Below are 24,868 nucleotides of genomic sequence, written 5' to 3'. Positions count from 1 at the left end.
GGTCAGTGGCTGAGGGGCGCACGCCAGGCTGGTGAGGTGGGTAACGAGCGCGTACCGGCCGCGTACCCTGTCCGCCCACGGACGCCAGTGTGTCACGAAAGCGGACACACTGGCCTCGCCGAAAATCTCAAGTCGTTGATTTTAAAGGATTTCATGGCAGGCACGGGGTTTGCAAAAGAAGGGGAGCCCCCCTCACCTCAAAGGAGTTGTCATGACCCGATCCACCTTGTCCGCCCGCCCCCTGGCCCTGGCCGCCCTGTTGCTGGCGACCCTGCTGTCGGCCCACGCCCAGCCTGTGCCCCCCGGCCCCGGTCCTGGTCCTGCCGCTGGCCCCGGCCTGGCCCCGCCCGCGCCGCCGGCCACCTATGAGGCTGCACTGACGGCCCAGCCCCCGGTCATCGAAGGCCGCGTCACGCGCCTCTTGATCAATCCCTACGGCGAGGCCGATGGCCTGCTGGTGGGCGAGCGCACCATCATCAAGTTCCCGCCGCACCTGTCGCAGACCTTGCAGAACACCGTCAAGCCCGGCCAGTCGGTGCGCGTGTTCGGCCAGGGTGAAGCAGCCGGCGTGATCAAGGCCGACGCCATCGTCAACCTGGCCAATGGCCAGACCGTCATTGATCGCCCGCCCGCCTTCGATGCCAACCCGCCGCTGCCGCCGCACCTGCGCGCGGCCCAGTTGCGCCAGATGTCGGTGCGCGGCAAGATCGCCCTGGTCCTGACCGGTCCGCGTGGCGAAGCCAATGGCGTCATCCTCGATGACGGCAGCATCGTGCGCTTCGCCCCGGACAGCATCCGCACGCCGCTGGAACCTGGCGCGCCGTTTGCTGCCAATGGCCTGGGGACCCGCAACAACCTGGGCACCGCCATCGAGGCCATCGATGTCGGCGCCAGCACGCAGGACTTGCAGCCCTTGTACAGCCGGGTGCGCTGATAAATCCCATCCGCCCGGCGGTCCGGCCGATGCGTACGGACCGTCGAGCGGGCGCATCTTTCCTTCCTTGTTATATTTTTATAAAGAATAAGAACCATGTCGCCTAAAGTCCTTCCCATCGTTTTCCTGATCATCTCCAACGTCTTCATGACCTTCGCCTGGTACGGCCACCTCAAGTTCGAGAACCGGCCGCTGTATCTGGTGATCCTGGTCAGCTGGATGATCGCTCTGGCCGAATACTGCTTCGCCGTGCCCGCCAACCGCATCGGCCACAGCGTCTATAACGCCGCCGAGCTCAAGACCATGCAGGAAGTGATCACCCTGGTGGTGTTCTCGATCTTCTCGGTGCTCTACCTGGGCGAGCAATTCACCATCAACCACCTGGTCGGCTTCGGCTGCATCTGCCTGGGCGCCTTCTTCATCTTCAAGGGGCCGATAGGATGAACGCCAAAGCGGCTTCCCTGGCCTGGCTGTCGCGGCTCAATTTCTGCCTGGCCGACGTGCGCGACGGGCTCGGCCCCTTCCTGGGCGTGTTCCTGATGGGCCATGGCTGGGCCGCTGACGACATCGGCTATGTGATGACGCTGGGCGGCATCGCCGGCATGCTGGCCACCACCCCGGCGGGCGCGCTGACCGACGCCGTGCGCGCCAAGCGGCTGGTGGTCGGATTGGGATCGGTGCTGGTGGTGGCGGGTTCGCTGCTGCTGCTGATCTCGCCCAGTTTTACCGTCACCGCGATCTCGCAGGTCGGCACCGGCATTGTCGGCGCCATCATCGGCCCGGCCATCGCCGGCCTGACCCTGGGCATCGTCGGCCAGCAGGGCCTGCCTTCGCAGTTGGGCCGCAACGAGGCCTGGAACCACGCCGGCAATGTCTTCTCGGCCACGCTGGCCGGTGCGCTCGGTTATTTCTGGGGCTTGCCGGCAGTGTTCGTGCTCATGGCCGTGATGGCGGTGGCGTCGCTGCTGTGCCTGGCGCGCATCCGGCCTGAGGATATCGATCATGATGTCGCCCGTGGCCTCGATCCGCAGCGCACCGGCGGCAAGCCCGAGGCCTCCACCTGGCGCGTGCTGGCCAGTTCGCGCCCACTGATGCTGCTGGCGCTGGCGATGATGCTGTTCCACCTCGGCAATGCAGCGATGTTGCCGCTGCTGGGCCAATCGGCGGTCTCGCGCGGCGGCGCCGATCCGGCGCTCTACACTGCGCTTACCGTCATCGTGGCGCAGCTGGTGATGATTCCCACGGCGCTGTTTGCCGGCCGCTTCGCCGACCGCAAGGGCTACTGGCTGCTGATCACCATTGCGCTGCTGGCGCTGCCCTTGCGCGGCATGGTGGCTGGCGTATGGGATTCCCCCTGGGCGCTGCTGCCGGTGCAGATGCTCGATGGCGTGGGCGCAGGCCTGCTGGGCGTGGCCTTGCCGGGTTCGGTGGCGCGCATCCTGCATGGCAGCGGCCACATCAACATCGGCCTGGGCGCGGTGACCACCATCCAGTCCATCGGCGCGGCCATGAGCCCGGCGCTGGCCGGTGTGGTGGCGCGGCATTATGGCTACGGCGCCGCCTTCGCCGTACTGACCGGCATTGCCTTGCTGGCGCTGGCGGTGTGGGCCTGGCTGGCCGAGCGGCGCGATCATGCGCCGCAAGGCTGTCCGGCCGCGGCGGCGGTAAAGTAGACCTCCTATTGCTGCTTCTGGCGGCGCATCTGCTGGAAGTGGGCCGGCGACCATGGCCGCAAGGCCACGATCATGGCGCTGCCGGTACGCCGTTCCAGCGGCAGCGCCAGGTCCTGCTGATGGGCCGCCAGGAATTCGGCTGACAGCCGGTTCATGGCGCGCTGCACGGCGGCATTGCTTTCCTCGGAAAGCGTGCCGCTGACCATGATCATCTTTTCGCCCGGCTTGTCGAAATGCGAATTGAAGAAATCGTTGCGCAGCTGGGCGCGGAAATACTGCTGGATCGGCCCGCCCGGCAGCCACGAGAAGTCCGGCGCCACCCGCACGCGGATGCGGTTGTTGGGCAGCAGATCGAGAATGCCCAGCTTGTCCAGCCGCGCCAGCAGGCGGATGCATTCGGCCTGGGTCATGGCAAAGCTCGAGACGATTTCCTCCAGCGTCCACTGATGCAGGGCATGCACGGCCACCAGCAACAGCTTGGGATCGGCCACCAGCTTCTTTTCCTGTTCTTCCGTGAGCCGTGACGGCACCGGCTGCTCGGCCACCACCATGCGCGCCAGGTCGCTGATCTGGATGCCCAGCAGCGTACACACCTGATCCAGCCGCTCCAGCGTAAAGCTGCGCTCGGCAAAGATGCGCTTGACGCTGGCCTCGCTCAAGCCCAGGCCCTTGGCCAGCTGTGCATAGGTGATGCCGCGCGCCTTGAGCAGGTTCTTCAATGCATTGACCAGCGATTCGGCCTGGGCCATGACGATCCTCCTTGTTCCGCATATTCATCGATGATGGTCGGGTATTGTATTTCGATACCTGATGAAACAGGAATTGCGCTTTTCGATGACGCCCTCCACGGCGCTTGCTCCCATTGCTACATTGCGCCTGGCTGCTTCGCCGGGGTGGCGACAGTCAAGTAGAAATCCAACAACAAGGAGTTCATCATGAAAAGCCCTCTGCTGCATCGCCTGTCCCTCTCCTGCGTCCTGGTGGCCGCCCTGCTGGCTGCCCCGGCGTACGCCCAATCGCGCAACAGCAACGCCTCCACGGTATCGGTGGCGGTGTCGGTGATCGTGCCCGCCTACTTCATCTCCGAAGGCGGGCGCTACGTGGTCAAGGGCGTGGAAGCCTCGGCCGAGGGCACGGTCTATGTGCTGGAAAAGCTCGGGGAGGGCGTGCGCGCATCGGTGACCGTGGGCGCTAACGTCAGCGGTGCGGCCTCCATCGGCGTGGGCGAATCGGTGAGTTTCGTGACGACCGCCTCCGGCACGCTGCTGGTGGCCTCCGGCAAGGTATTGGCGATCATTCCCAATGCCTTGGGCAAGGCGCTGCTGAAGAACGAAAGACTGTCCTGATCGGCTCACCGGGAGATTCTCATGTCATTGCGTCCATTCTCCATCAAGCACCTGCTGGCCAGCCTGGTCCTGGCCCAGGGTCTTTGCGCAGCGCTGGCGGCCCACGCCGGCCAGGCTTGCGAACAGACCATCCCCGAGGCGACTGCCGTGCGGGCCCAGCTGGACATGGCGGTCAAGACCGTCGAGCGGCTCAACGCCAGCGGCGCCGACGTGGTCATCATCGGCCGCATCGGCCAGGACCTGAGCAAATACCAGCAACGCTATTCGCACCTGGCCATCGCCTACCGCGACGAGCAGCAATGGTATGTCGTGCACAAGCTCAACGAATGCGGCACGGCCGTGAGCAACCTCTACGAGCAAGGCATGGGGCAGTTCTTCATGGACTCGCCCTTCCTGCTGGAAGCCTACGTAGCGGTGCCGCCGCCGGAAGTGCAAGAAAAGCTGCGCGCGGCCATCGTCAGGCCCCAGGTCACCCGCATGCATGAACCGCAGTACAGCATGCTGGCCTATCCCTGGGCGAGCCGCTACCAGCAGTCCAACCAATGGATCACGGAAACCCTGGCCCTGGCGCTGGAGCCGCAGATCAGCAACCGCGAACAGGCCCAGGCCTGGCTCAGGTTCAAGGGCTATGCGCCGGATACCCTGCACCTGGGACCGATGACCCGCCTGGGCGGACGCATGTTCAAGGCCAACATCGCCTTTGACGATCATCCCAATGCCTTGCGCTTCAGCGATAGAATCGAGACCACCACGGCCGATTCGGTGTTCACCTTCCTGCGCAGGTCGGGCCTCGAAGCCAGCCATTTCGTGATTCAATAGCCGCCCTACGTTCAGTCTTGCCGGAACCACCCATGCGCCCCCATCCCTGCCTGCCCCTCGCCCTTGTCCTCGTCCTCGCACCCTGGTCGGCGCTGGCGGCGGGGGATGTGGCGGCCGGCCGCGCCGCCTTCGCCAAATGCGCCAGTTGCCATGCCGTGGGCCCCTCGGCGCGGGCCGGCTTTGGCCCGCAACTGAGCAATGTGATCGGGCGCAAGGCCGGTTCCACCCCTGACTTCAAGTATTCCCCGGCGATGGCCAACGCCGGTTTCGTCTGGACTGAAGACAAGCTGCGCGCCTTCCTCAAGGCGCCCAGCGATGTCGTGCCAGGCAACAAGATGCGTTTCTGGGGCATCGGCAGCGACAAGCAGATCGATGACATCCTGGCCTACCTGCGAACTTTCAAACCATAGGCACAGTCTCAAGGCGCAGGATCTTGCCCCTGCGGGCAGGCGATAACGACAACAAGAGCACCGCGCCATGTCCGAACTGTTCGTCATCACTACCTATTTCAATCCGGTCGGCTATGCCGCCCGGCGCCGCAACTACGACCTGTTCATGCAGGGCATGCGCGCAGCCGGCGTCACCTGCCTGACCGTCGAATGCGCCTTCGGCGATGCGCCCTTCGACCTGCCGCCCAGCCTGGACGTGATCCAGGTCCGCGCCGCCACGCTGCTGTGGCAGAAGGAAAGGCTGCTCAACCTGGGCGCTTCCTGGTTGCCGGCGCACTGCCGTTACGTGGCCTGGCTCGATTGCGACATCCTCTTCGACAACCCGCGCTGGGCCGCTGACCTGGTAGAGGCGCTGGGGCGGCATCGCATCGTGCAGGTCTTCGAGACCTGTACCCGGCTGGACCGCCACGGCCAGGTGGGCGCCCCGCCCGACCTGTGCCGCTCGTTTGCCAGCGTGATGGCCCGCGATCCCTCCACCCTGAACGCCGGCCGCTACGACCTGCACGGCCACACCGGCTATGGCTGGGCCATGCATCGCGAGATCTTCGATCAGGTCGGGCTCTATGAGGGAGCGATCTCGGGCAGCGCCGACCACTTCATGGCCCATGCCATCTTCAACGATTGCAATTTTTGCATCCGCAATGCGCTCAAAAACGACCCGCGCCAGATCGCCCACCTGCGCGAGTGGAGCGAGCGTTTCCACGCCGAGGTCGAGGGCAGGCTGGGCGTGGTGCCCGGCCACATCCGCCACCTGTGGCACGGCGATGCGGTCAACCGGCGCTACTTCCTGCGTATGCACGACATCACCGAGCTTGGCTACGATCCCTGGACCGATCTGGACCTGCGCCCCGGCCAGCCCCTGGAGTGGGCGCCCGGCATGGACAAGCCGGGCTTGCGCGATTATTTCGCGCGTTACTTTTCGAGTCGCCTGGAAGACGGCGTGGAGCTGGCCGCATGACATCCTCACCCCTGACCGACGCGCTGCGCGCCGAACTGCGCGCGGCCTTGCCCATCCTGGAAAGGGCCGATGACCTGCTGGGTCCGCGCCTGGGAAAGGTACGCAGCGCCATCGCCACGGCCGACCGGCGTCGGCGCCGCTACCGCATCCACCTGGTGGAACGGCAATTGTTGCCGGCCATCTCGCCGGCCACGCTGCAGCGCCTGCACGATACCCTGCCCGATTTCGTGGACGACCTGATCCGTTCCACCTTTGCGCAGCACCAGCGCCGCTTCATGTGGTTCGGCTGGATGGCCTGGTTCGCCGGAAAGCCCTACCGCGAGGCGCTCACCCTGATGCGGGTGCGCCTGACCCGCTATGTCGACCGCCAGCGCTTCGGCCAGCTCGACGCCATGCGCCGCGAACTGGATCGCCTGGACGGTGAACGGCGCGCCCTGTACGACGCCTCGCGCACCCTGCGCGCGCTGATGCGCCTGATCCGGCAAGCGCTGCGCGATGGCATCGACCTGGATCCGCAAAGCTGGCAGCAGTTGCGCACCCTGCTGGCGCAATTGCCGCCGCTGCAACCTCCGGCGGTACGGCGCACGCGACGCCAGGACGATGACGACGGCGCCGCCCTGTTCAGCTTCACCACCTCCAGCCAGGGCAGCAGCCTGTGGCGTGACATGGGCCAAGGCCGCGACCCGGACGCCTTCCAGGGCCAGTTCGACGGCGGCGGCGCCAGCGGTGACTGGGACAATGGCAAGGAGGGCAACGGCGACACCGCCGGGCCGGAAAGCAGGAGCGGCTCCCAGGCGAACCGCGGCAATGCTGCCAATGACATGGCCCCTGTGGCTGCGGCAGCCGGCGCCGTGGCCATCGCCACCGACGACAGCCTGGGCCTGTTTTCCTGACCCGCTTCAGGGTTGCGGCGGCAAGCCCATGCGCCGCCGCGCCAGATGGAGGGAGCCATTGCGCATGGCCCAGCGCAGCGGTTGCGCCGCCAGCAGCACCGAGTGCTGCAACAGGGCGCGACGCCAGGGCGGACGCGGAGCCACGCCCAGCATCTGCTGCGCCCAGGGTGGCAGCAGGTCCACGCCGCCGCGCATCATCAGCCGCGTCCACGGCTGTGCTACCGCATTGGGAGCGGGCGCATTCAATACCAGTTGCAAGGTCTGGCGCGTGCGTTCGTCGCAGCGCAGCTGCGCTCGCATGTCTTCGATGTAGCGGGCAATGGCTGCGCCCGAACGCGGCACTGCGCGCGCCCCCAGTGCTTCGGCCACACCGGCGATCTCATCGAAATACTGGTCCTGCCGCGCCGCTGGGAAAGCGGGATGGCGGTAACGCAGATAGCCCTGCAGGAAGCAATGCACCTCGGCCACATGGACCCAGGTGAGCAGGTCCGGATCGCTGGCGGCATAAGCCCTGCCGTCGGCGGCGACGCCATTCACGCCCAGATGGATCTGCTTCACGCGCGCGATCAGGCGCTCGGCATCGGCCCGGCTGCCGAAGGTGGTGCCGGCCACGAACTGCGCGGTGCGGCGCAGCCGGCCCAGCATGTCGGCCTGGAAGTTGGAGTGGTCCCATACCCCGGCCAGCGGCAGCGGATGCAACATCTGCAACAGCAGCGCGGCCACGCCGCCGGTGAGCATGGCGGTGAAATCACTGTGGACCTGCCAGGCCGCCGAGTCGGGGCCGAACAGGCCAGGGTCGCCTGGTGGCTGCAGGAAGTCCGCACTGCCGGGGCCGCGGCTGATGGACAGGACGGTGGCTTCGATGCGCTGGCGCAGGAATTCCATGGTGCAGAAAAATGCAAAGGGAGGGCAGGGCAGTGTGCCATAGCGCCTGCATTCCTGCCGGGGCGACATGTGGACATTTTTCCGGATGTGCTTGCAGCCGGCGAGAAGACGCTCGCTGACATTCCTGTCAGAAAGCGCGGCGCCGAAAAGCCTCCTGCACACAGGCTGCCAGGCCGCTACAATAGCCACGCCGCGCGCTCCCAGAAGAACAACATCGGGACCGCAGGACGGCGCAATTCAGGGAACGCGGCCCGGCTACCGGGGAAGCACGCCAGGCCGCGCAGGACAGAACACAGTATCGCGGGAGAGGACGGCAGGCATCGCACGGGATGCCGGTCGTGGGCATGGGCAGCCGAAGCGCCTGGTCCGGCCTGCCCGTTTCACAGGGATAGCAGTTCATGAACATGGTCGCGCTGGCCTTGCGCCGCCCGTACACCTTCATCGTGATGGCCTTGCTCATCGTGCTGGCCACGCCATTGACGCTGAAGAACATGGCCACCGATATCTTCCCCGAGATCAACATCCCGGTGGTCTCCATCATCTGGAACTACAACGGCCTGTCAGCCCAGGAGATGGGCCAGCGCATCGCGGCCCAGAACGAGCGCGGGCTGACCACGGTGGTCAGCGACATCGAGCACATCGAATCACAGTCGCTGGCCGGGGTCTCGGTGATCAAGGTGTTCTTCCAGCCCAAGGCCAACATCCAGACCGCCATTGCCCAGGTGGTGGCCTCGGTGCAGACCCAGGTGCGCCAGCTGCCGCCGGGCATCACACCGCCCTTGGTGATCAAGTATTCCGCCTCCAGCATCCCGGTGATGCAACTGGCGCTGTCCTCGCCCACGCTGCCCGAGCAGACCGTCTTCGACGCCGCCGTGCAGACGCTGCGCCCGCAACTGGTCACCATCCCGGGTGTGGCCGTGCCCTATCCCTATGGCGGCAAGAGCCGGCTCATCTCGGTGGACCTCGACACCCAGGCCCTGCAGGCGCGCGGCCTGGCCCCCATCGACGTGGTCAATGCGATCAATACCCAGAACCTGATCCTGCCCTCCGGCACGGCCAAGTTCGGCGCGACCGAATACTCGGTCAAGATCAACGGTTCGCCCGAAGCCGTGGCGGGCCTCAATGAACTGCCGGTGCGCACCACCAATGGCGCCACCATCTATCTCAAGGATGTGGCCAATGTGCGCGACGGCTTCTCACCCCAGACCAACGTGGTGCGCCAGGACGGCGCGCGCGGGGTGCTACTGTCCATCCTCAAGAATGGCGGCGCCTCGACGCTGGACATCGTGGACAACCTGCGCAAGCTCTTGCCCACGGCGGCCCAGACCCTGCCGGAAGACATCAAGATCACACCGCTGTTCGACCAGTCGGTGTTCGTCAAGGCGGCCGTCACCGGCGTCATCAGCGAGGCCCTCATCGCCGCCGGCCTGACCGCTGCGATGGTGCTGCTGTTCCTGGGCAACTGGCGCAGCACGCTCATCATCGGCCTGACCATTCCGCTGTCCATCATGGCGGCCATCCTGATCCTGGCGGCGCTGGGCGAGACACTGAACCTCATGACCCTGGGCGGGCTGGCGCTGTCGGTGGGCATCCTGGTGGACCAGGCCATTGTCACCATCGAGAACATCGAGCGCCACCTGCACCTGGGCAAGCCGCTGCACGACGCCATCATCGTCGGCGCGGGCGAGATCGGTGTGCCGGCCTTCGTGGCTACGCTCTGTATCTGCATCGTGTTCGTGCCGATGTTCTTCCTCTCCGGGGTGGCGCGCTTCCTGTTCGTGCCGCTGGCCGAGGCGGTGGTGTTTGCCATGGCCGCCTCCTACCTGCTCTCGCGCACGCTGGTGCCCACGCTGGTGATGCTCTTGATGGGCAGCCATGGCCAGGTCGACAGCGCCAAACAGAGCCTGCTGCAGCGCCTCTATCGCGCCTTCGACAATCGCTTCGAGCGCGTGCGCCATGGCTATACGCTGGTGCTGTCGTCACTGCTGGCGCACCGGCGGCGCTTTGCGCTGGCCTTCCTCGGCTTCTGCCTGCTGTCCTGCCTGCTCTATCCCTTCCTCGGACGTGACTTCTTCCCCAATGTGGATGGCGGCCAGATCCGCCTGCACATGCGCATGCCCACCGGCACCCGCATCGAGGAAACCGCCCGCGCCGCCGATGAGGTCGAGCGCGTCATCCGCACCCTGATCCCGGCCTCGGAGCTGGAGACCATCCTCGACAACCTGGGCGTGCCCAATTCCGGCATCAACCTCTCCTACAGCAACGCCGGCACCATCGGCACGCTCGATGGCGAAATCCTGATGGCCCTCAAGGAAGGCCATCGTCCCACCGAAGCATTGGTCAGCATGCTGCGCGCAGAATTGCCGCGCCGCTTCCCCGGCATCGAGTTCTTCTTCCAGCCGGCCGACATCGTCACGCAGATCCTCAACTTCGGCCTGCCCGCCGCCATCGATGTGCAATTCACCGGCCCCAACATGGAAGCCAATGCGCGCCTGGCGGCCGAGCTGACCAAGCAGATCCGGCAGATTCCCGGCGCGGTCGACGCCCACGTCCACCAGCGCCTGGATGGGCCGTCGCTGGACTTGCGCATGGATCGCACGCGCCTGCAGCAGTTCGGCCTGTCGGCCTCCAACGTCGGCCAGAACCTGCTGATCGCGCTGGCCGGCAGTTCGCAGACGCAGCCGGCCTTCTGGCTCAATCCCAACAATGGCGTGGTCTACAACATCGCCGTGCAGTCGCCGCAATACCAGGTGGATTCGCTGGACGCCCTGCTCAATATTCCCGTGAGTCCAGGGGCCAACGCCAGCACCACGCCGCCGCAGTTGCTGGGCAACCTGGTCGATGTGCACGCCGGTCGCCAGATGGCGGTGGCCTCGCGCTACAACATCGCGCCGGCCATCGATGTCTATGTCAGCGTGCAGGGAACCGACCTGGCCAGCGTGGCCGGCAAGGTGAGCGCCCTGGTGGAACAGATCAAGCCCAAGCTGGCGCGCGGCAGCCAGGTAGTCATCCGCGGCCAGGTGGAAACCATGCAGTCTTCCTTCACCGGCCTGGGCGTGGGACTGGCCATGGCCATCGTGCTGGTCTACCTGCTGGTGGTGGTGAACTTCCAGTCGTGGATCGATGCGGCCATCATCATCGCCGCCCTGCCGGCGGCGCTGGCAGGCATTGCCTGGATGCTCTTCATCACCGGCACCACGCTGTCGGTGCCCGCCCTGACCGGGGCCATCATGACCATGGGCGTGGCCACGGCCAACAGCATCCTCATCGTCGCCTTTGCGCGCCAGCGCCGCGAAGAGGGCGCCACACCGCTGGCCGCTGCGCTGGAGGCAGGCTCCACCCGCATCCGTCCGGTGCTCATGACAGCGCTGGCCATGATCATCGGCATGATCCCCATGGCGCTGGGCCTGGGCGAAGGCGCCGAGCAGAATGCGCCGCTGGGGCGCGCCGTCATCGGCGGCCTCATGCTGGCGACCGTATCGACCTTGTTCTTCGTGCCGGTGGTGTTCGCCGGCGTGCATCAACGATTGGCCCGTCGCGCTGACCAGCGGCGCGCTCTTGCCGGTGGACCGGCGCATCAGGAGTCTTGAACCATGTCGCATGACCGTCATTCCGAACTCGGCATCCACCCTCTCTCCGAGGGCGAGCCGCAACAGCGCCAGCAAATGATGCGGCGCGCCAGGGTCGTGCTGGTGGTGGTGCTGCTCTTGCTGGCCGCAGGGGCGGCGCGCACCGTGATCAGCCGGGTCGCCAATGCACGCGAACTGCAGGCCGGCACGGCCGAGCGCGCCAAGATGTTCGTGCGGGTGGCGCCCGTGCGCAGCAGCGCCGAGGGCCAGACGCTGGCCCTGCCCGGGACCTTGCAAGGCTTTGTGCAGTCGCCCATCTCGGCGCGCTCGGGCGGCTATCTCAAACGCTGGACCAAGGATATCGGCGCCGAGGTCAAGAAGGGCGAGCTGCTGGCCGAACTGGATACACCCGAAATCGACCAGCAACTCACGCAGGCCCTGGCCGCGCGCGAGCAGGCGGCGTCCAGCATGGAGCTGGCCCGCAGTTCGATGGCGCGCTGGGAAGCGCTGCGCAAGAAGGATGCGGTCTCGCAGCAGGAACTCGATGAACGCCGCAGCGCCTTCGCCCAGGCCAGCGCCAACCTGGCCGCCGCCGACGCCAACGTCGGGCGGCTGCGCCAGGTGGAAGGCTTCAAGCGCATCGTGGCGCCCTTCTCGGGCATCATCACCCGCCGCAATGTGGATGTGGGCGACCTGATCGATCCGGGTGCCGGACGGGCGCTGTTCGTGTTGTCTCAGACAGACCCGCTGCGGGTCTATGTCAATGTGCCGCAGTCCTATGCCAATCTGGTCAAGCCGGGCCAGCAGGTCACGGTGACCCAGTCCGAGCTGCGCGGTCGCAAGTTCGAGGGCAAGGTGGCGCGCACTGCGGGCGCCATCGATGCCGCCACGCGCTCCATGCAGGTCGAGGTGACGCTCTCCAATGCCGACCACGCGCTGCTACCCGGCGCGTTCGTGCAAGTGGCGCTGCCCATCAAGCCCAGTGGCGCATTGCTGGTGGCGGCCGATACCCTGATGTTCCGCCGCGACGGCACCCTGGTGGCCGCGGTGGACCCGCACAATCAGGTGCGCCTGAAAAAACTCAGGCTGGGCCGCAACTTCGGCCAGACCGTCGAAGTGCTGGACGGCTTGCAGGGCGATGAACACCTGATCCTCAATCCCTCCGATGCATTGGCCGAAGGCGACCAGGTCGAGCCGACCCTGGAACAGCCCAAGGAGCCGGAAAAGCAGAAGGCCGCCTCATGAGGTCCCGGCAACTGCTGCTGGCACTGGCCTGCGCGCTCTCCCTGGCGGGCTGCGCCAGCGGCCCCGACTACACCCGGCCGCAGGTGGACATGCCCGCCGCCTGGACCTCGGAAGCCCCCTGGCGCAGCATGCAGCCCGCCGACGCCACCCCGCGCGGCCCCTGGTGGGAGCGCTTTGGCGATGCGCAACTCAATGCCCTGCAACAGCAAGCGCTGGCAGGCAACCAGACCCTGGCGATCGCCACCGCACGGCTGGCGCAGGCGCGCGCGCAATTGAACGTGACCGGTGCGGCCCAGACGCCGCAGGTGAACCTGAATGCACGGGCGGCGCGTTCGCGCATCTCGGCCAACCGACCACTGACCAATTACAACTCGCCCAACTTTTCCACGGTCCAGAATGATTTCGCGCTGGGCGCCAGCGTGAGCTACGAGGTGGACTTCTTCGGGCGGGTACAGCGCTCGGTGGAGGCGGCCGGCGCGGCGGCCGAGCAGTCCGCCGCCGACCTGGAAAACACCCGCCTGCTGCTCACGGCAGAACTGGCGACCAACTATTTCAACCTGCGCGAACTGGATGTGGAGCTCGATGTGGTGCGCCGCGCCATCGCCCTGCAGCGCCAGGCGCTCGAACTGGCCACCGCACGGCATGACCTGGGCGCGACCTCGGGACTGGACATGGCGCAGCAACAGGCCCTGCTGGACAGCACCCTGACCCAGATCGACCTGCTGGGCCGCCAACGCGCGCAGTACGAGCACGCCATCGCCACGCTCACCGGCACACCCGCGCCGGCGTTCTCGATCACGCCTTCCTTGACGCCCATTACGCCGCCCGCCATCCCCGTGGGTGTGCCCTCGGATGTGCTGGAGCGGCGTCCCGACATCGCCGCCGCCGAGCGCGCCATGGCCGCCGCCAATGCCCAGATCGGCGTGGCCAGCGCAGCCTACTACCCCAGCTTCATGCTGCAACCCTCGTATGGGGTGGACAGCCGCAACTGGGCCACGCTCTTCAACGCCCCCAGCCTGTTATGGTCGTTGGGCGTATCAGCCTCGCAGAGCCTGTTCGATGGCGGACGTCTGCGCGCTGGTGTGGATTTCAGCCAGGCCGGCTATGAAGCCACGGTCGCCTCCTACCGCCGCACCGTGTTGACGGCCATGCAAGAAGTCGAGGATGGCATCACTGGCCTGGCCGCGCTGGAGCGCGCCTATGCCCAGTCGCAGTTGGCCATCGCCAGTGCGCGCCGGGTGCTGGAGATTGCCAGCAGCCGTTATGAAGGCGGCGCCACGCCTTACCTGGATGTGATCACGGCGCAACAATCCCTGCTCAACAGCGAGCGCCAGGCCGCCCAGTTGATGGGGCAGCGCCTGCTGGTATCGGTGTTCCTGATCAAGGCCCTGGGCGGTGACTGGCAGAGCCGCACGCCGCCGGCAGAGGCCGCTGGGGCGGGGCCTTCCCGTCCATGATGATGCAACTGATATGCTGGCCTGACCAGTTGACCAGGCCGTTGCTGACAGCGCCGTCAGGCAGCCGGTCTAGCGCGGCAATTGCCCTAGAAAGGCCCGCATAATCGTCGAATCAGACCAATCCTGACCTCCCTAGAATCGCCGGTAAATCCCCCTATTTGCAAGCGAGACTACTGAGGCCGACATGACCTGGTTCAACAATCTGAAGATAGCCAAGAAACTCATCGTTTCTTTTGCCGCCGTCATCGTGCTCACGGTGATCCTGGGCCTGTTTGCCATCCGCGAACTGAAGGCGGTCAACCAGGCCTCCACCGACATGGCCACCAACTGGCTGCCCACCATCAAGGCCGCGCAGTCCATCCAGGCCTCGCTGCCGCGCATGCGCATCTCCGAATTGCAGATGGTCACGGCGGCTACGCCGGCCGAGCGCGAGGATGCGCTCAAGGCCATCAAGTCGCGCCTGGACATCCTGGCCAAGCAGCGCGCTGCCTACGAGGCCCAGATCTCGGAGGCCGAAGAGAAGGTGCTCTACGAGAAGTTCTCCAAGAGCTTCGCCACCTACCTCGAGATCGACAAGGAGCTGGCCCGCATTTCCGCCGAGGGCAAGGAAGAAGAAGCCCGTGCGCTCTTCAAGGGCGACTCCAACAAGACCTTCCGCAGCATGATCGAGAACATGGACGAGATCATCAAGGTCAACGATGCCGGCAGCAAGCGTTCCGACGACATGGCCGAGCAAGTCTATCGCTCCGCCACGCTGTGGATCATCGGCCTGCTCGCGGCCATCGTGGTGATCGCCCTGGGTCTGGCGGTGATGGTGGCGCGTGCAGTCTCGCGTCCGCTCAATGAAGCCGTGGCGGTGGCCGAGCGCGTGGCGCAGGGCGACCTGACCATGGATATCCGCGCCACCAGCACGGACGAGACCGGCATGCTGATGCATTCGCTGCGCGCCATGAACGACAGCCTGCAACAGATCGTCGGGGAAGTGCGCACCGGCACCGATACCATCACCACAGCCTCGCAGGAAATCGCCACCGGCAACCTCGACCTGTCTTCGCGCACCGAAGAGCAGGCCGGCTCGCTCGAAGAGACGGCCTCGGCCATGGAAGAACTGACCGCCACCGTCAAGCAGAACGCCGACAACGCCCGCCAGGCCAACCAGCTGGCGGCCTCGGCCTCGGACATCGCGACCCAGGGCGGCGCGGTGGTGGGCCAGGTGGTGCAGACCATGGAGGGCATCACCGAAAGCTCCAACCGTATTGCCGACATCATCAGCGTCATCGATGGCATTGCCTTCCAGACCAATATCCTGGCCCTGAACGCCGCCGTGGAAGCGGCGCGTGCAGGTGAGCAGGGACGCGGCTTTGCGGTGGTGGCCTCGGAAGTGCGCTCGCTGGCGCAGCGCTCGGCGTCGGCGGCCAAGGAGATCAAGCAGCTGATCGATGATTCGGTGGAAAAGGTGGGCGCGGGCAGCCAGCTGGTGGAACGCGCCGGCGCCACCATGAGCGAAGTGGTCGCCAGCGTCAGGCGCGTCACCGATGTGGTGGCCGAGATCAGCGCGGCCAGCAATGAGCAGAGCACCGGCATCGAAGAGATCAATCGCGCCATCACGCAGATGGATGAAGTGACCCAGCAGAACGCGGCGCTGGTGGAAGAAGCCGCCGCAGCAGCACAGTCGCTGCAGGATCAGGCCGCGCGACTGTCACAGGTGGTCAGCGTGTTCAAGCTCCAGCGTTGAAGGGAACTCGTCAGCCTGCTCATGCCGGCCCCGCCCTGATTGCATTGACCTGCCCCTAACGGGTTGAGGTCGTTGCGCCTTCGATACGTCCCTGACGGGACTACTCAGTCCGAACGGTAAGTAAAGGCGTGGCCCGCCGCGCCCCGATTGCATCGACCTGCCCGTTCGGACTGAGTAGCCGCGCCAGCGGCGTATCGAAGGCGCACGGTGTCTAGCGGGTTGAGGTCGTCGCGCCTTCGATACCTCCCTGACGGGACTACTCAGTCCGAACGGTAAGTAATGGCGCGGCCCGCCGCCCCCCGATTGCATCGACCTGCCCGTTCGGACTGAGTAGCCGCGCCAGCGGCGTATCGAAGACGCGCGGTCGGCGATGTTTAGTGGGCTGAGGTCGTCGCGCCTTCGATACGTCCCTGACGGGACTACTCAGTCCGAACGGTAAGTAATGGTGTGGCCCGCCGCGCCTCTCTCACGAGGGCGGCAGTTCGAAGCAGTAACCCACCCCATACACGGCCTGGATGGCATTGTGTCCGGGGAAGCAGGGTTCGAGCTTGCGTCGCAGGTTCTTGATGTGGGTATCGACGGCGCGATCAGTGACGGAGCGGTCGTCGTCATGCAGATGATTGAGCAACTGTTCGCGTGAGAAGACCTGGCCCGGTGCGCTGGCAAAGGTCTTGAGCAGGCGCAGTTCCAGCGGTGTCAGGTTCAGTGCTTCGCCGCGTACGCTGGCCTGGTGGCGCACATCATCGATGTGCAGCAGCGAGCGGGCCGGCGCTTGCGCGGTGCGCTGCTGCACCAGGGCGTTGCGGCGTAGCATCGACTTGACCCGCGCCACGATCTCGCGCGGGGAAAACGGCGTCTTGCCGATGTAGTCATCCGCCCCCAGCTCCAGGCCGCGCAGGCGGTCTTCCTCTTCGGCGCGGGCAGTGAGCATGAGCACCGGAACGTCCGAGAAGGTGCGCAGCTGGCGGCAGATTTCCCAGCCATCCATTCCCGGCAACATGATGTCGAGCAGGATCAGGTCCGGCCGTTGCGCGCGCACTGCGTCCAGCGCCGCATCGCCGCGCGCCACATGACGTGCGCTGTAGCCGGCCAGGGCCAGGTATTTCTGCAGCAGCTCGGCCAGCTTGGGCTCGTCTTCGACAATGAGGATGTCGGCGCTGGCCGGCGGCGCGAACTGGAACTCGGTCGTGGGGTCGCTCATGCGCTGCCCCGCTCGTCTTCCAGGCGGGCCGGCAACACCACCACCACCCGCAGTCCGCCCAGCGGCGAGGCGCTGGCGCCTATCGTTCCCTGATGCGCATCGACGATGCGGCGGCAGATCGCCAATCCCAGGCCCGCACCGCCGCTGGCGCGGTTGCGCGAGGCCTCGACCCGGAAGAAGCGCTCGAACAGGCGCGCCATCACTTCCGGCGGCACGCCTGGTTCGCTGTCGTCGAAGACCAGGTGCCAGTGCTGTTGCTGCAGGTGTGCATGCACCTGCAGGCGGCCGCCGGCATCGGTATAGCGCAGGCTGTTCTCGAAGAGGTTGCTCAACAGTTGTTGCAAGCGCGCCGCATCGCCATGCACCGGCATGCTGGCGGGCAGCTCGCAGCTCAGGCGCATGCCGCGCTGGCTGAAGCGGTCGCTATAGAGGGCCGCACTGTCGCGCAGCAGCGGGGCCAGATCGATATCGGCGCGGCGATAGGTGAGCGCGCCCGCGTCGGCCAGCGACAGATCATAGAGATCGCCGACCAGCTTGTTGAGATGTTCCACCTCGCTCTTGAGCGAGCGCAGGGTCTGCGCATCGGGTTGCAGCACGCCGTCCTCCAGCGCTTCCAGCTGGCCGTTGAGGATGGCCAGCGGCGTGCGCAATTCGTGGGAGACGTCCGCCATGAATTCGCGCCGCAGCTTTTCATTGCGTTCCAGCGTCATGGCCAGCTGGTTGAAGTCCTGCGCCAGCATGCCCACTTCGTCGCCCGATTCCACTTCCACCCGGATCGCGTAGTCGCCGCTGGCCAGCCGGTGGGTGGCGCGCGCTACCCGCGTCAGCGGCCGCGTGAGTACGCCGGAAATGCGCACCACCAGGAAGGCGGCCAGCATCACCGCCACCACCGCGATGATGATCTGCGCGGCGAACTGGCTTTGCTGGAAGCGCAGGTCGAGGGCGCCGATCACGCTTTCAAAGGGGGTCTGCGCCACCCAGCCGATGATCACGTCATCCTGCAGCAGCGGACGCAGGCGCGCGTCGGGGCCCACATTGGGATAGCCGATCACCGGCCTGCGGCTGGCATCGAGCAGGGAAAAACGCAGCGTCGCGCCGGTCAGGTCGGAGGCGGTGAAGGTCGGGCCGGCGCTGCGCGCGGCGCCGTTGTGCTCGACGATGGCCGGCTTCATCAACTCGAACCAGGCACGGGGATTGTCGCGGATGAAGTCCCAGCTGCCATGTTCGCGATAGGCCTGCTCCAGGCGCGGCACCATGTCTTCCATGCGCTGCTGGGCCTGCTCGTTGAGATAGCCCAGGAAATCGCGGTTGAAGATGTAGTGGCCCGCGCCATTGATGGCCGCGATCAGCGCCACGATCAGCGCCAGCATCGCGTAGAACAGCTTGAGGCGAATGTTGGCGCGATAGAAGAAGCGGTCGGACAGCTCCGCAATCGAATGGGCAAGGGACATGGTGGCGCGGGCGCAATCGGAATGGATCCAGACGAGAGCTTAACAAGATACGGGCCGCCGGTGTCCTGCCATGCCAGCAGAGCGACCCGGCTGTTGCAGGGATGACATGCCGCCGGGCTTGCTCATTTTTCCCTCACATTTGTTGTCTATGATCGACGGTCCGATAGCTCATTGCGCCCGGAACCCGCGCCCATGGCGGCTGGCGGGCGGGCAGAAAGCCACCCGATCATGCACCCCACTGCAAGCACACCGCGCCGCCAAGGGCGCACTTCCTCCGCCACGGCGCGCCTGGCGCTGTCCCTGATCCTGGTTGCCGTGCTGGCGGCCTGTTCGCGCTCGGGCGACCAGCCCAAGCCCACGGCGCAGGCCGAGGTCGGCTATGTGGTCGTCAAGGCGCAGCGCCAGGCGCTGACCACCGAGCTGCCCGGCCGCACCACGGCCTACCTGGCCGCCGACATCCGCCCGCAGGTGGGCGGCATCATTCAGAAGCGCCTATTCAAGGAAGGCAGCACCGTCAAGGCCCGCCAGCCCTTGTACCAGATCGATCCGGCCAGCTACCAGGCCGCCTACGACAGCGCCCGGGCCTCGCTGCTCAAGGCCGAGGCCACGCTGGCTTCCTCGAAGCTGAAGGCCGAGCGCTATGCCGAACTGAACAAGATCGACGCCGTCTCCAAGCAGGACAACGACGACGCCCAGAGCACCCTGCGCCAGAACCAGGCCGATGTGGAAGTGCAGAAGGCGGCCGTGCAGACCGCCGCCATCAATCTGCAATACACCAAGATCCTTTCACCCATCTCGGGCCGCATCGAGAAATCTGCCGTCACCCCCGGTGCGCTGGTGACGGCCAGCCAGACCACGGCGTTGACCACGGTGCAGCAGATCGACCCGATCTATGTCGATGTCACCCAGTCCACCGTGGACTTGCTGCGCCTGCGCCGCGAACTGGCCAGCGGCCAGATCAGGAAGAGCGGCGAGAACGCGGCCCAGGTCAAGATCGTGCTGGAAGACGGCTCTACCTATGAGCGGCCCGGCAAGCTGGAATTCACGGGCCTGTCGGTCGATACCGGCACCGGCATGATCACCCTGCGCGCGGTCGTCCCCAACCCGGATGGCGTGTTGCTGCCGGGCGCTTACGTGCGTGCAGTACTGGAAGAAGGCGTGGACGACCACGCGCTGCTGGCGCCGCAGAAGGCCGTCAGCCGCGACCAGACTGGTGCTGCCACGGCCCTGGTGCTGGGCGCCGACGGCAAGGTGCAGCAGCGCCTGGTGAGCGTGGCGCGTGCGGTGGGCAACAACTGGTGGGTCAGCCGGGGCTTGAAGGAAGGCGACAAGCTCATCGTCGACGGCCTGCAGAAGGTGCGCACCGGTGACGCCCCCCGCGCCATCGACATCACCGACAGCCTGCAGAAGGACCTGGCGCGTGAAGCCGCCGCAGCAGCAGCCGATCCTTCGCTGGGAGGGGATGCCGGCAAGGATAGCGCTCCAGCCTCGGCCACTGCCGCCCAGTCGAAGTAAGCGAGGCGCACATGGCACGTTTCTTCATTGACCGGCCCATCTTTGCATGGGTCATCGCCATCATCATCATGCTGGGTGGCATGATGTCGATCCGCTCGCTATCGCTGGAGCAGTATCCGGATATCGCTCCACCCAAGGTCAACATCAAGGCCACCTATACCGGCGCCTCGGCCAAGACCCTGGAAGACTCGGTGACGCAGGTCATCGAGCAGCAGATGAAGGGGCTGGACAACCTGCAGTACATGTCAGCCAGTTCCAGCTCGGCCGGCAGCGCCACCGTGTCGCTGACCTTTACCGCCGGCACCAATCCGGACGTGGCGCAGATGCAGGTGCAGAACAAGCTGCAACAGGTCACGGCGCGCCTGCCGCAGGCGGTGCAGAACAATGGCGTGACCGTCACCAAGGCGTCGACCGACATCTTGATGGTGCTGTCGCTGACCTCGGATGATCCGCGCATCACCAGCATCGACATCGGCGACTTCATCAGCAGCACCCTGACCGACCAGATCAGCCGCGTGGAAGGCGTGGGCGACGTCACCGCCTTCGGCACCAACTACGCCATGCGCATCTGGATCGATCCGGCCAAGCTGCAGAAGTATGCGTTGATGCCGTCCGACATCACCAGTGCGCTGCAGGCGCAGAACACCGAAGTGTCGGCCGGTGAGATCGGTGCGCTGCCGGCGCAACCGGGCCAGCAGATCAACGCCACCATCACCGCGCGCAGCAAGCTGACCACGCCGGATGAATTCCGCAACATCATCGTCAAGTCCTCCGTCGATGGTTCCGTGGTGAAGCTATCTGATGTGGCCCGCGTGGAGCTGGGCGGCGAGAGCTACCAGGTGGCCTCGCAGCAGAACGGCAAACCATCCTCGGCGCTGGCGATCCAGCTGGCCACCGGCGCCAATGCGCTGGCCACGGCGGACGCGGTCAAGAAGAAGCTGGCGGAACTGGAGCCCTACTTCCCGGCCTCCATGAAACTGAAGACCAATATCGCCTACGACACCACGCCCTTCGTGCGCGTGTCGCTGGAAGAAGTGGTCAAGACCCTGATCGAAGCCATCGTGCTGGTGGTGCTGATCATGTACCTGTTCCTGCAGAACATCCGCGCCACCTTCATCCCGGCCATCACGGTGCCGGTGGTGCTGCTGGGGACCTTCGGCATCCTCGCCATGTTCGGCTACTCGATCAATACCCTGACCATGTTCGGGATGGTGCTGGCCATCGGCCTGCTGGTGGACGACGCCATCGTGGTGGTGGAAAACGTCGAGCGCCTCATGAGCGAGGAAAAGCTCAGTCCCAAGGAAGCCACCCGCAAGTCCATGCAGGAGATCACCGGTGCGCTGGTGGGCATTGCCATGGTGCTTTCGGCGGTGTTCATCCCGATGGCCTTCTTTGGTGGATCGACCGGGGTGATCTATCGCCAGTTCTCCATCACCATCGTCTCGGCCATGGCCTTGTCGGTGATGGTGGCGCTGACCTTGACGCCGGCCTTGTGCGCTACGCTGCTCAAGCCGCATGCCGGCGGCCACGTGCAGCAGGGCAGGTTCTTCACCTGGTTCAATCGCAGCTTTGATCGCAGTGCGACCCGCTACCAGGGCGGCGTAGCCGGACTGCTCAAGCGCGGCAAGCGCGGCTTGCTGATGTATGCATTGATCGCGGTGGCGATGGCGGTGCTGTTCATGCGCCTGCCCACGTCCTTCCTGCCGGAAGAAGACCAGGGCGTGCTGATGGCGCAGATCCAGTTGCCCACAGGCGCCACTGCCGAGCAGACCGCCACGGTGGTCAAGACCGTGCAGGAATACTTCATGAACAAGCCCGAGTCGGTCGAGTCGGTGCTGGCCATCGTCGGAGCGGGAGTGGGCGGCAACAGCCAGAACGGGGCGCGCGCCTTCATTCGCCTCAAGGACTGGGAGCAGCGCACCGGCGCCGGCCAGTCGGCCTCCGAGCTGGTGCGTCGCGCCAATGCGGACTTGTCCAAGATCCGTGGCGCGCGCGTGTTCCTGATGAACCCACCGGCGGTGCGCGGCCTGGGCCAGAGTTCCGGTTTTGATCTGGAGTTGAAGGATGTGGGCGGCGTAGGCCACGATGCGCTGCTCCAGGCGCGTGACCAGTTCCTGCAACTGGCGCGCAGCAATGCCCTGCTGGCCAACGTGCGCACGACCGGCCTGGATGACACGCCGCAATTGCGCGTTGCCATCGACGACCGCAAGGCCGATGCGCTCTCCATTGCCACCTCGGACATCAATGCGACCCTGGCGACCGCCATGGGCGGCACCTACGTCAATGACTTCCTCAGCAATGGCCGCGTCAAGAAGGTCTATGTGCAGGGCGACTCTGCCTTCCGCATGCAGGCCGACGACCTGAACCGCTGGTACGTGCGCAACGCGGCCAGCCAGATGGTGCCGTTCGCCGCCTTCATGAGCAGCCAGTGGACCTATGGTCCGTCGCTGCTGGAGCGCTACAACGGCGTCTCTTCCTTCGAGATCGTTGGCGAACCGGCAGCCGGTGTGAGCTCTGGCACCGCCATGGCCGAAGTGGAAAAGCTGGTGGCGCAACTGCCCGCGGGCATCGGCTTCGAGTGGACCGGTTCGTCCTACCAGGAGCGGCTCTCGGGCAACCAGGCGCCGATGCTGTATGCGATCTCCATCCTCTTCGTCTTCCTGTGCCTGGCCGCGCTCTATGAGAGCTGGTCGGTGCCCTTCGCGGTGATCCTGGCGGTGCCGCTGGGCATCATCGGCACCGTGTTGCTGACGGGGATCTTCGGGATGTCCAATGACGTGTATTTCCAGGTGGGGCTGTTGACCACCGTGGGTCTGTCGGCCAAGAACGCGATCCTGATCGTGGAATTCGCCAAGCAGTTGCATGAATCCGGCAAGAGCCTGTGGGAGGCCACGCTGGAGGCAGTGCAACTGCGCCTGCGGCCGATCCTGATGACTTCGCTGGCCTTCATGTTCGGCGTGCTGCCGCTGGCCGTGGCCAGCGGTGCAGGTTCGGCCAGCCGTCGCGCCATCGGGACTGGCGTCCTGGGCGGCATGCTCTCGGCGACCTTGCTGGGCATCTTCTTCGTGCCCTTGTTCTACTACCTGATCGGCGCCTGGCTGGACCGCCGCGCCGCCAGGAAGCCGCGCCAGGACGACGATCACGCGATGCAAAAGGAGGGTGTGTGATGATGCAGCCCGTACAACGGAAATCCACCCTCTGGCCGCGCACGGCCATGCTGCTGGCCCTGACGGCGGCGCTGGCGGGTTGCGCCAACCTGGCGCCGGACTACACCCAGCCGGCGGCGCCGGTGCCGGCCAGCTGGACATCCCAGGCCGCCGCCCAGCCCGCGGTTGGCAGCGCCGGCCCGGCCGCCGGCGAGATCGACGCCGATCATCTGGGCTGGCGCGAATTCTTCCTCGATCCGCGCCTGCAGCAGGTGATTGCCGCCGCGCTCGACAATAATCGCGACCTGCGCGTGGCCGCGTTGAATATCGAGAAGGCCCGTGCGCAATACCGCATCACCGATGCCAACCGTTACCCGTCCATCTCCGCCACCGGCACCAGCAGCGCCAGCCGCACGCCGGCCGAGCTGTCCACCACGGGAAGTGCGGCGGTGTCGCACCAGCAGAGCGTGACGGTGGGCGTGAGCGCCTACGAGCTGGATTTCTTCGGACGCCTGAAGAACCTCTCCGATGCCGCCCTCGAAAGCTACCAATACCAGGTAGAGACCCGCCGCAGCACCCACATCAGCCTGGTGGCCGAAGTCGCCACGGCCTGGCTGACGCTGGCCTCCGACCGCGACCTGTTGAAGCTGGCGCAGGACACCTATGCCAGCCAGTCGCGCACCTTTGCGCTGAGCCAGCGCAGCCATGACATCGGCACCGTCTCCGGCGTGGACCTGGCCAGCCAGGAAGCCACCGTGGAGTCTGCGCGTGCTGACGTGGCGCGCTATGCCAGCCAGGTGGAGCAAGACCTCAATGCCCTGCGCCTGCTGGTCGGTGCGGATATCGACGCGGCGCTGTTGCCGGCAGGATTGCCCGACACGGCCAGCGTCTTGCCGGCCACGCCGGCGGGCCTGCCCTCGCAGGTGCTGTTGCGTCGTCCGGATGTGCTGGCGGCCGAACACACCCTGAAGTCGGCCAACGCCGATATCGGTGCAGCGCGCGCGGCCTTCTTCCCCAGCATTTCGCTCACGGCCAATGGCGGCACGGCCAGCCGCACGCTGGGCGGCTTGTTCAAGGCGGGCAGTGGCAGCTGGACCTTCAGCCCGTCGATCAACCTGCCCATCTTCAACGCCGGCAGCCTGCGCGCCAGCCTGGATTCGGCCAAGATCACGCGCGACATCGACGTGGCCAACTACGAGAAGGCCATCCAGACCGCCTTCCGCGAAGTGGCCGACGCCCTGGCCGTGCGCGCTACCCTGGACCAGCGGCTCGATGCCCAGGGCAAGGCCACGGCGGCCAGCGAGAAGGCGTTCCGGCTTTCCGATGCGCGCTACAGGAATGGCGTCGACAGCTATCTCACCACCCTGGTGGCGCAGCGTACGCTCTACTCGGCGCAGCAGACCCTGATCTCGCTGCGGCTGACCGAACAGAGCAACCGCATCACGCTCTACAAGGTGCTGGGCGGAGGCTGGAGCGAGCAGACGCAGCCGATGCAGCCGGGCGGCCAACCGTGATCCTTGCCCGCAGCAGCAGGGCATGAAAAAACGCCGCCACGACCTCGGTCCTGGCGGCGCTTTGCGAGGGCGGCGAGG

19 protein-coding genes are annotated in these 24,868 nt (G+C 66.0%); 15 read left to right on the top strand and 4 right to left on the bottom strand.

Annotated features, from left to right (window positions below; all coding sequences use genetic code 11):
• The first annotated feature begins 211 nt into the window (after window positions 1-211).
• The 3 genes from ACP92_RS23090 (at window position 212) to ACP92_RS23080 (ending at window position 2,607) form a co-directional block, all read left to right on the top strand.
• Window positions 212-934 (top strand): hypothetical protein, encoded by a 723-nt coding sequence (locus ACP92_RS23090; protein ID WP_013236546.1) that lies wholly within the window; start codon window positions 212-214, stop codon window positions 932-934.
• 96 nt (window positions 935-1,030) lie between these two features.
• The gene (locus ACP92_RS23085) at window positions 1,031-1,378 is read left to right on the top strand and encodes a DMT family protein (RefSeq protein WP_006461163.1); all 348 of its coding nucleotides are present in this window, start codon (window positions 1,031-1,033) and stop codon (window positions 1,376-1,378) included.
• Entirely contained in the window at window positions 1,375-2,607 is a 1,233-nt protein-coding gene (locus tag ACP92_RS23080; protein WP_013236545.1) for an MFS transporter, read from the top strand. The genes ACP92_RS23085 and ACP92_RS23080 overlap by 4 nt, the downstream gene beginning before the upstream one ends.
• A gap of 5 nt (window positions 2,608-2,612) precedes the next feature.
• Here ACP92_RS23080 and ACP92_RS23075 read toward each other — a convergent pair whose 3' ends face one another.
• Window positions 2,613-3,356: a helix-turn-helix domain-containing protein gene (locus ACP92_RS23075; protein WP_013236544.1), complete on the bottom strand. Its 744-nt coding sequence runs from the start codon at window positions 3,354-3,356 to the stop codon at window positions 2,613-2,615.
• A gap of 186 nt (window positions 3,357-3,542) precedes the next feature.
• Between ACP92_RS23075 and ACP92_RS23070 the strand changes: the two genes are divergently transcribed.
• The 5 genes from ACP92_RS23070 to ACP92_RS23050 all read left to right on the top strand — a co-directional run bounded on the left by ACP92_RS23070 (window position 3,543) and on the right by ACP92_RS23050 (window position 7,072).
• Entirely contained in the window at window positions 3,543-3,953 is a 411-nt protein-coding gene (locus ACP92_RS23070; protein ID WP_041311354.1) for a hypothetical protein, read from the top strand.
• A 21-nt stretch (window positions 3,954-3,974) separates the two neighbouring features.
• A complete protein-coding gene (locus tag ACP92_RS23065; protein WP_013236542.1) occupies window positions 3,975-4,772 on the top strand; it encodes a DUF2145 domain-containing protein in 798 nt (265 codons plus the stop codon).
• 32 nt (window positions 4,773-4,804) lie between these two features.
• Window positions 4,805-5,182: a c-type cytochrome gene (locus tag ACP92_RS23060; RefSeq protein WP_013236541.1), complete on the top strand. Its 378-nt coding sequence runs from the start codon at window positions 4,805-4,807 to the stop codon at window positions 5,180-5,182.
• Window positions 5,183-5,249: 67 nt separating this feature from the next.
• A complete protein-coding gene (locus tag ACP92_RS23055; protein WP_013236540.1) occupies window positions 5,250-6,179 on the top strand; it encodes a glycosyltransferase family protein in 930 nt (309 codons plus the stop codon).
• Window positions 6,176-7,072 carry a hypothetical protein gene (locus ACP92_RS23050; RefSeq protein ID WP_013236539.1) on the top strand — a complete coding sequence of 299 codons (897 nt, stop codon included), beginning with the start codon at window positions 6,176-6,178 and terminating at the stop codon, window positions 7,070-7,072. The genes ACP92_RS23055 and ACP92_RS23050 overlap by 4 nt, the downstream gene beginning before the upstream one ends.
• 6 nt (window positions 7,073-7,078) lie before the next feature.
• Here the strand turns inward: ACP92_RS23050 and ACP92_RS23045 are convergent, their stop codons facing one another.
• Entirely contained in the window at window positions 7,079-7,957 is an 879-nt protein-coding gene (locus ACP92_RS23045) for an oxygenase MpaB family protein (RefSeq protein WP_041312442.1), read from the bottom strand.
• Window positions 7,958-8,355: 398 nt separating this feature from the next.
• Between ACP92_RS23045 and ACP92_RS23040 the strand changes: the two genes are divergently transcribed.
• From ACP92_RS23040 to ACP92_RS23025, 4 genes are all read left to right on the top strand, one after another.
• Complete coding sequence (locus ACP92_RS23040; protein ID WP_013236537.1) at window positions 8,356-11,547, top strand: efflux RND transporter permease subunit; 3,192 nt, start codon at window positions 8,356-8,358, stop codon at window positions 11,545-11,547.
• 3 nt (window positions 11,548-11,550) lie between these two features.
• Window positions 11,551-12,771, top strand: a complete 1,221-nt coding sequence (locus ACP92_RS23035; RefSeq protein WP_013236536.1) for an efflux RND transporter periplasmic adaptor subunit — start codon at window positions 11,551-11,553, stop codon at window positions 12,769-12,771.
• Window positions 12,768-14,228, top strand: coding sequence for an efflux transporter outer membrane subunit (locus ACP92_RS23030; protein ID WP_013236535.1), 1,461 nt, complete (start codon window positions 12,768-12,770; stop codon window positions 14,226-14,228). Before ACP92_RS23035 ends, ACP92_RS23030 begins: the two co-directional genes overlap by 4 nt.
• Before the next feature lie 184 nt (window positions 14,229-14,412).
• A complete protein-coding gene (locus ACP92_RS23025) occupies window positions 14,413-15,963 on the top strand; it encodes a methyl-accepting chemotaxis protein (RefSeq protein ID WP_013236534.1) in 1,551 nt (516 codons plus the stop codon).
• A 466-nt stretch (window positions 15,964-16,429) separates the two neighbouring features.
• Here the strand turns inward: ACP92_RS23025 and ACP92_RS23020 are convergent, their stop codons facing one another.
• Both ACP92_RS23020 and ACP92_RS23015 read right to left on the bottom strand, forming a co-directional pair.
• Window positions 16,430-17,164 (bottom strand): response regulator, encoded by a 735-nt coding sequence (locus ACP92_RS23020; protein WP_013236533.1) that lies wholly within the window; start codon window positions 17,162-17,164, stop codon window positions 16,430-16,432.
• A complete protein-coding gene (locus tag ACP92_RS23015; protein WP_048348638.1) occupies window positions 17,161-18,615 on the bottom strand; it encodes an ATP-binding protein in 1,455 nt (484 codons plus the stop codon). The genes ACP92_RS23020 and ACP92_RS23015 overlap by 4 nt, the downstream gene beginning before the upstream one ends.
• A gap of 228 nt (window positions 18,616-18,843) precedes the next feature.
• Here ACP92_RS23015 and ACP92_RS23010 point away from each other — a divergent pair, with 228 nt between their 5' ends.
• The 3 genes from ACP92_RS23010 to ACP92_RS23000 are packed head-to-tail and all read left to right on the top strand — an operon-like array spanning window position 18,844 to window position 24,790.
• The gene (locus ACP92_RS23010; protein WP_048348758.1) at window positions 18,844-20,130 is read left to right on the top strand and encodes an efflux RND transporter periplasmic adaptor subunit; all 1,287 of its coding nucleotides are present in this window, start codon (window positions 18,844-18,846) and stop codon (window positions 20,128-20,130) included.
• Between the two features lie 11 nt (window positions 20,131-20,141).
• Window positions 20,142-23,297, top strand: coding sequence for an efflux RND transporter permease subunit (locus tag ACP92_RS23005; RefSeq protein WP_013236530.1), 3,156 nt, complete (start codon window positions 20,142-20,144; stop codon window positions 23,295-23,297).
• Window positions 23,297-24,790, top strand: coding sequence for an efflux transporter outer membrane subunit (locus tag ACP92_RS23000; protein ID WP_013236529.1), 1,494 nt, complete (start codon window positions 23,297-23,299; stop codon window positions 24,788-24,790). Before ACP92_RS23005 ends, ACP92_RS23000 begins: the two co-directional genes overlap by 1 nt.
• Window positions 24,791-24,868: the final 78 nt, after the last annotated feature.

Origin of the sequence: Herbaspirillum seropedicae (genome assembly GCF_001040945.1) — a bacterium.
Classification (GTDB): Bacteria; Pseudomonadota; Gammaproteobacteria; order Burkholderiales; family Burkholderiaceae_D; genus Herbaspirillum; species Herbaspirillum seropedicae.
This window is presented reverse-complemented; position numbering and strand designations above follow the sequence as displayed.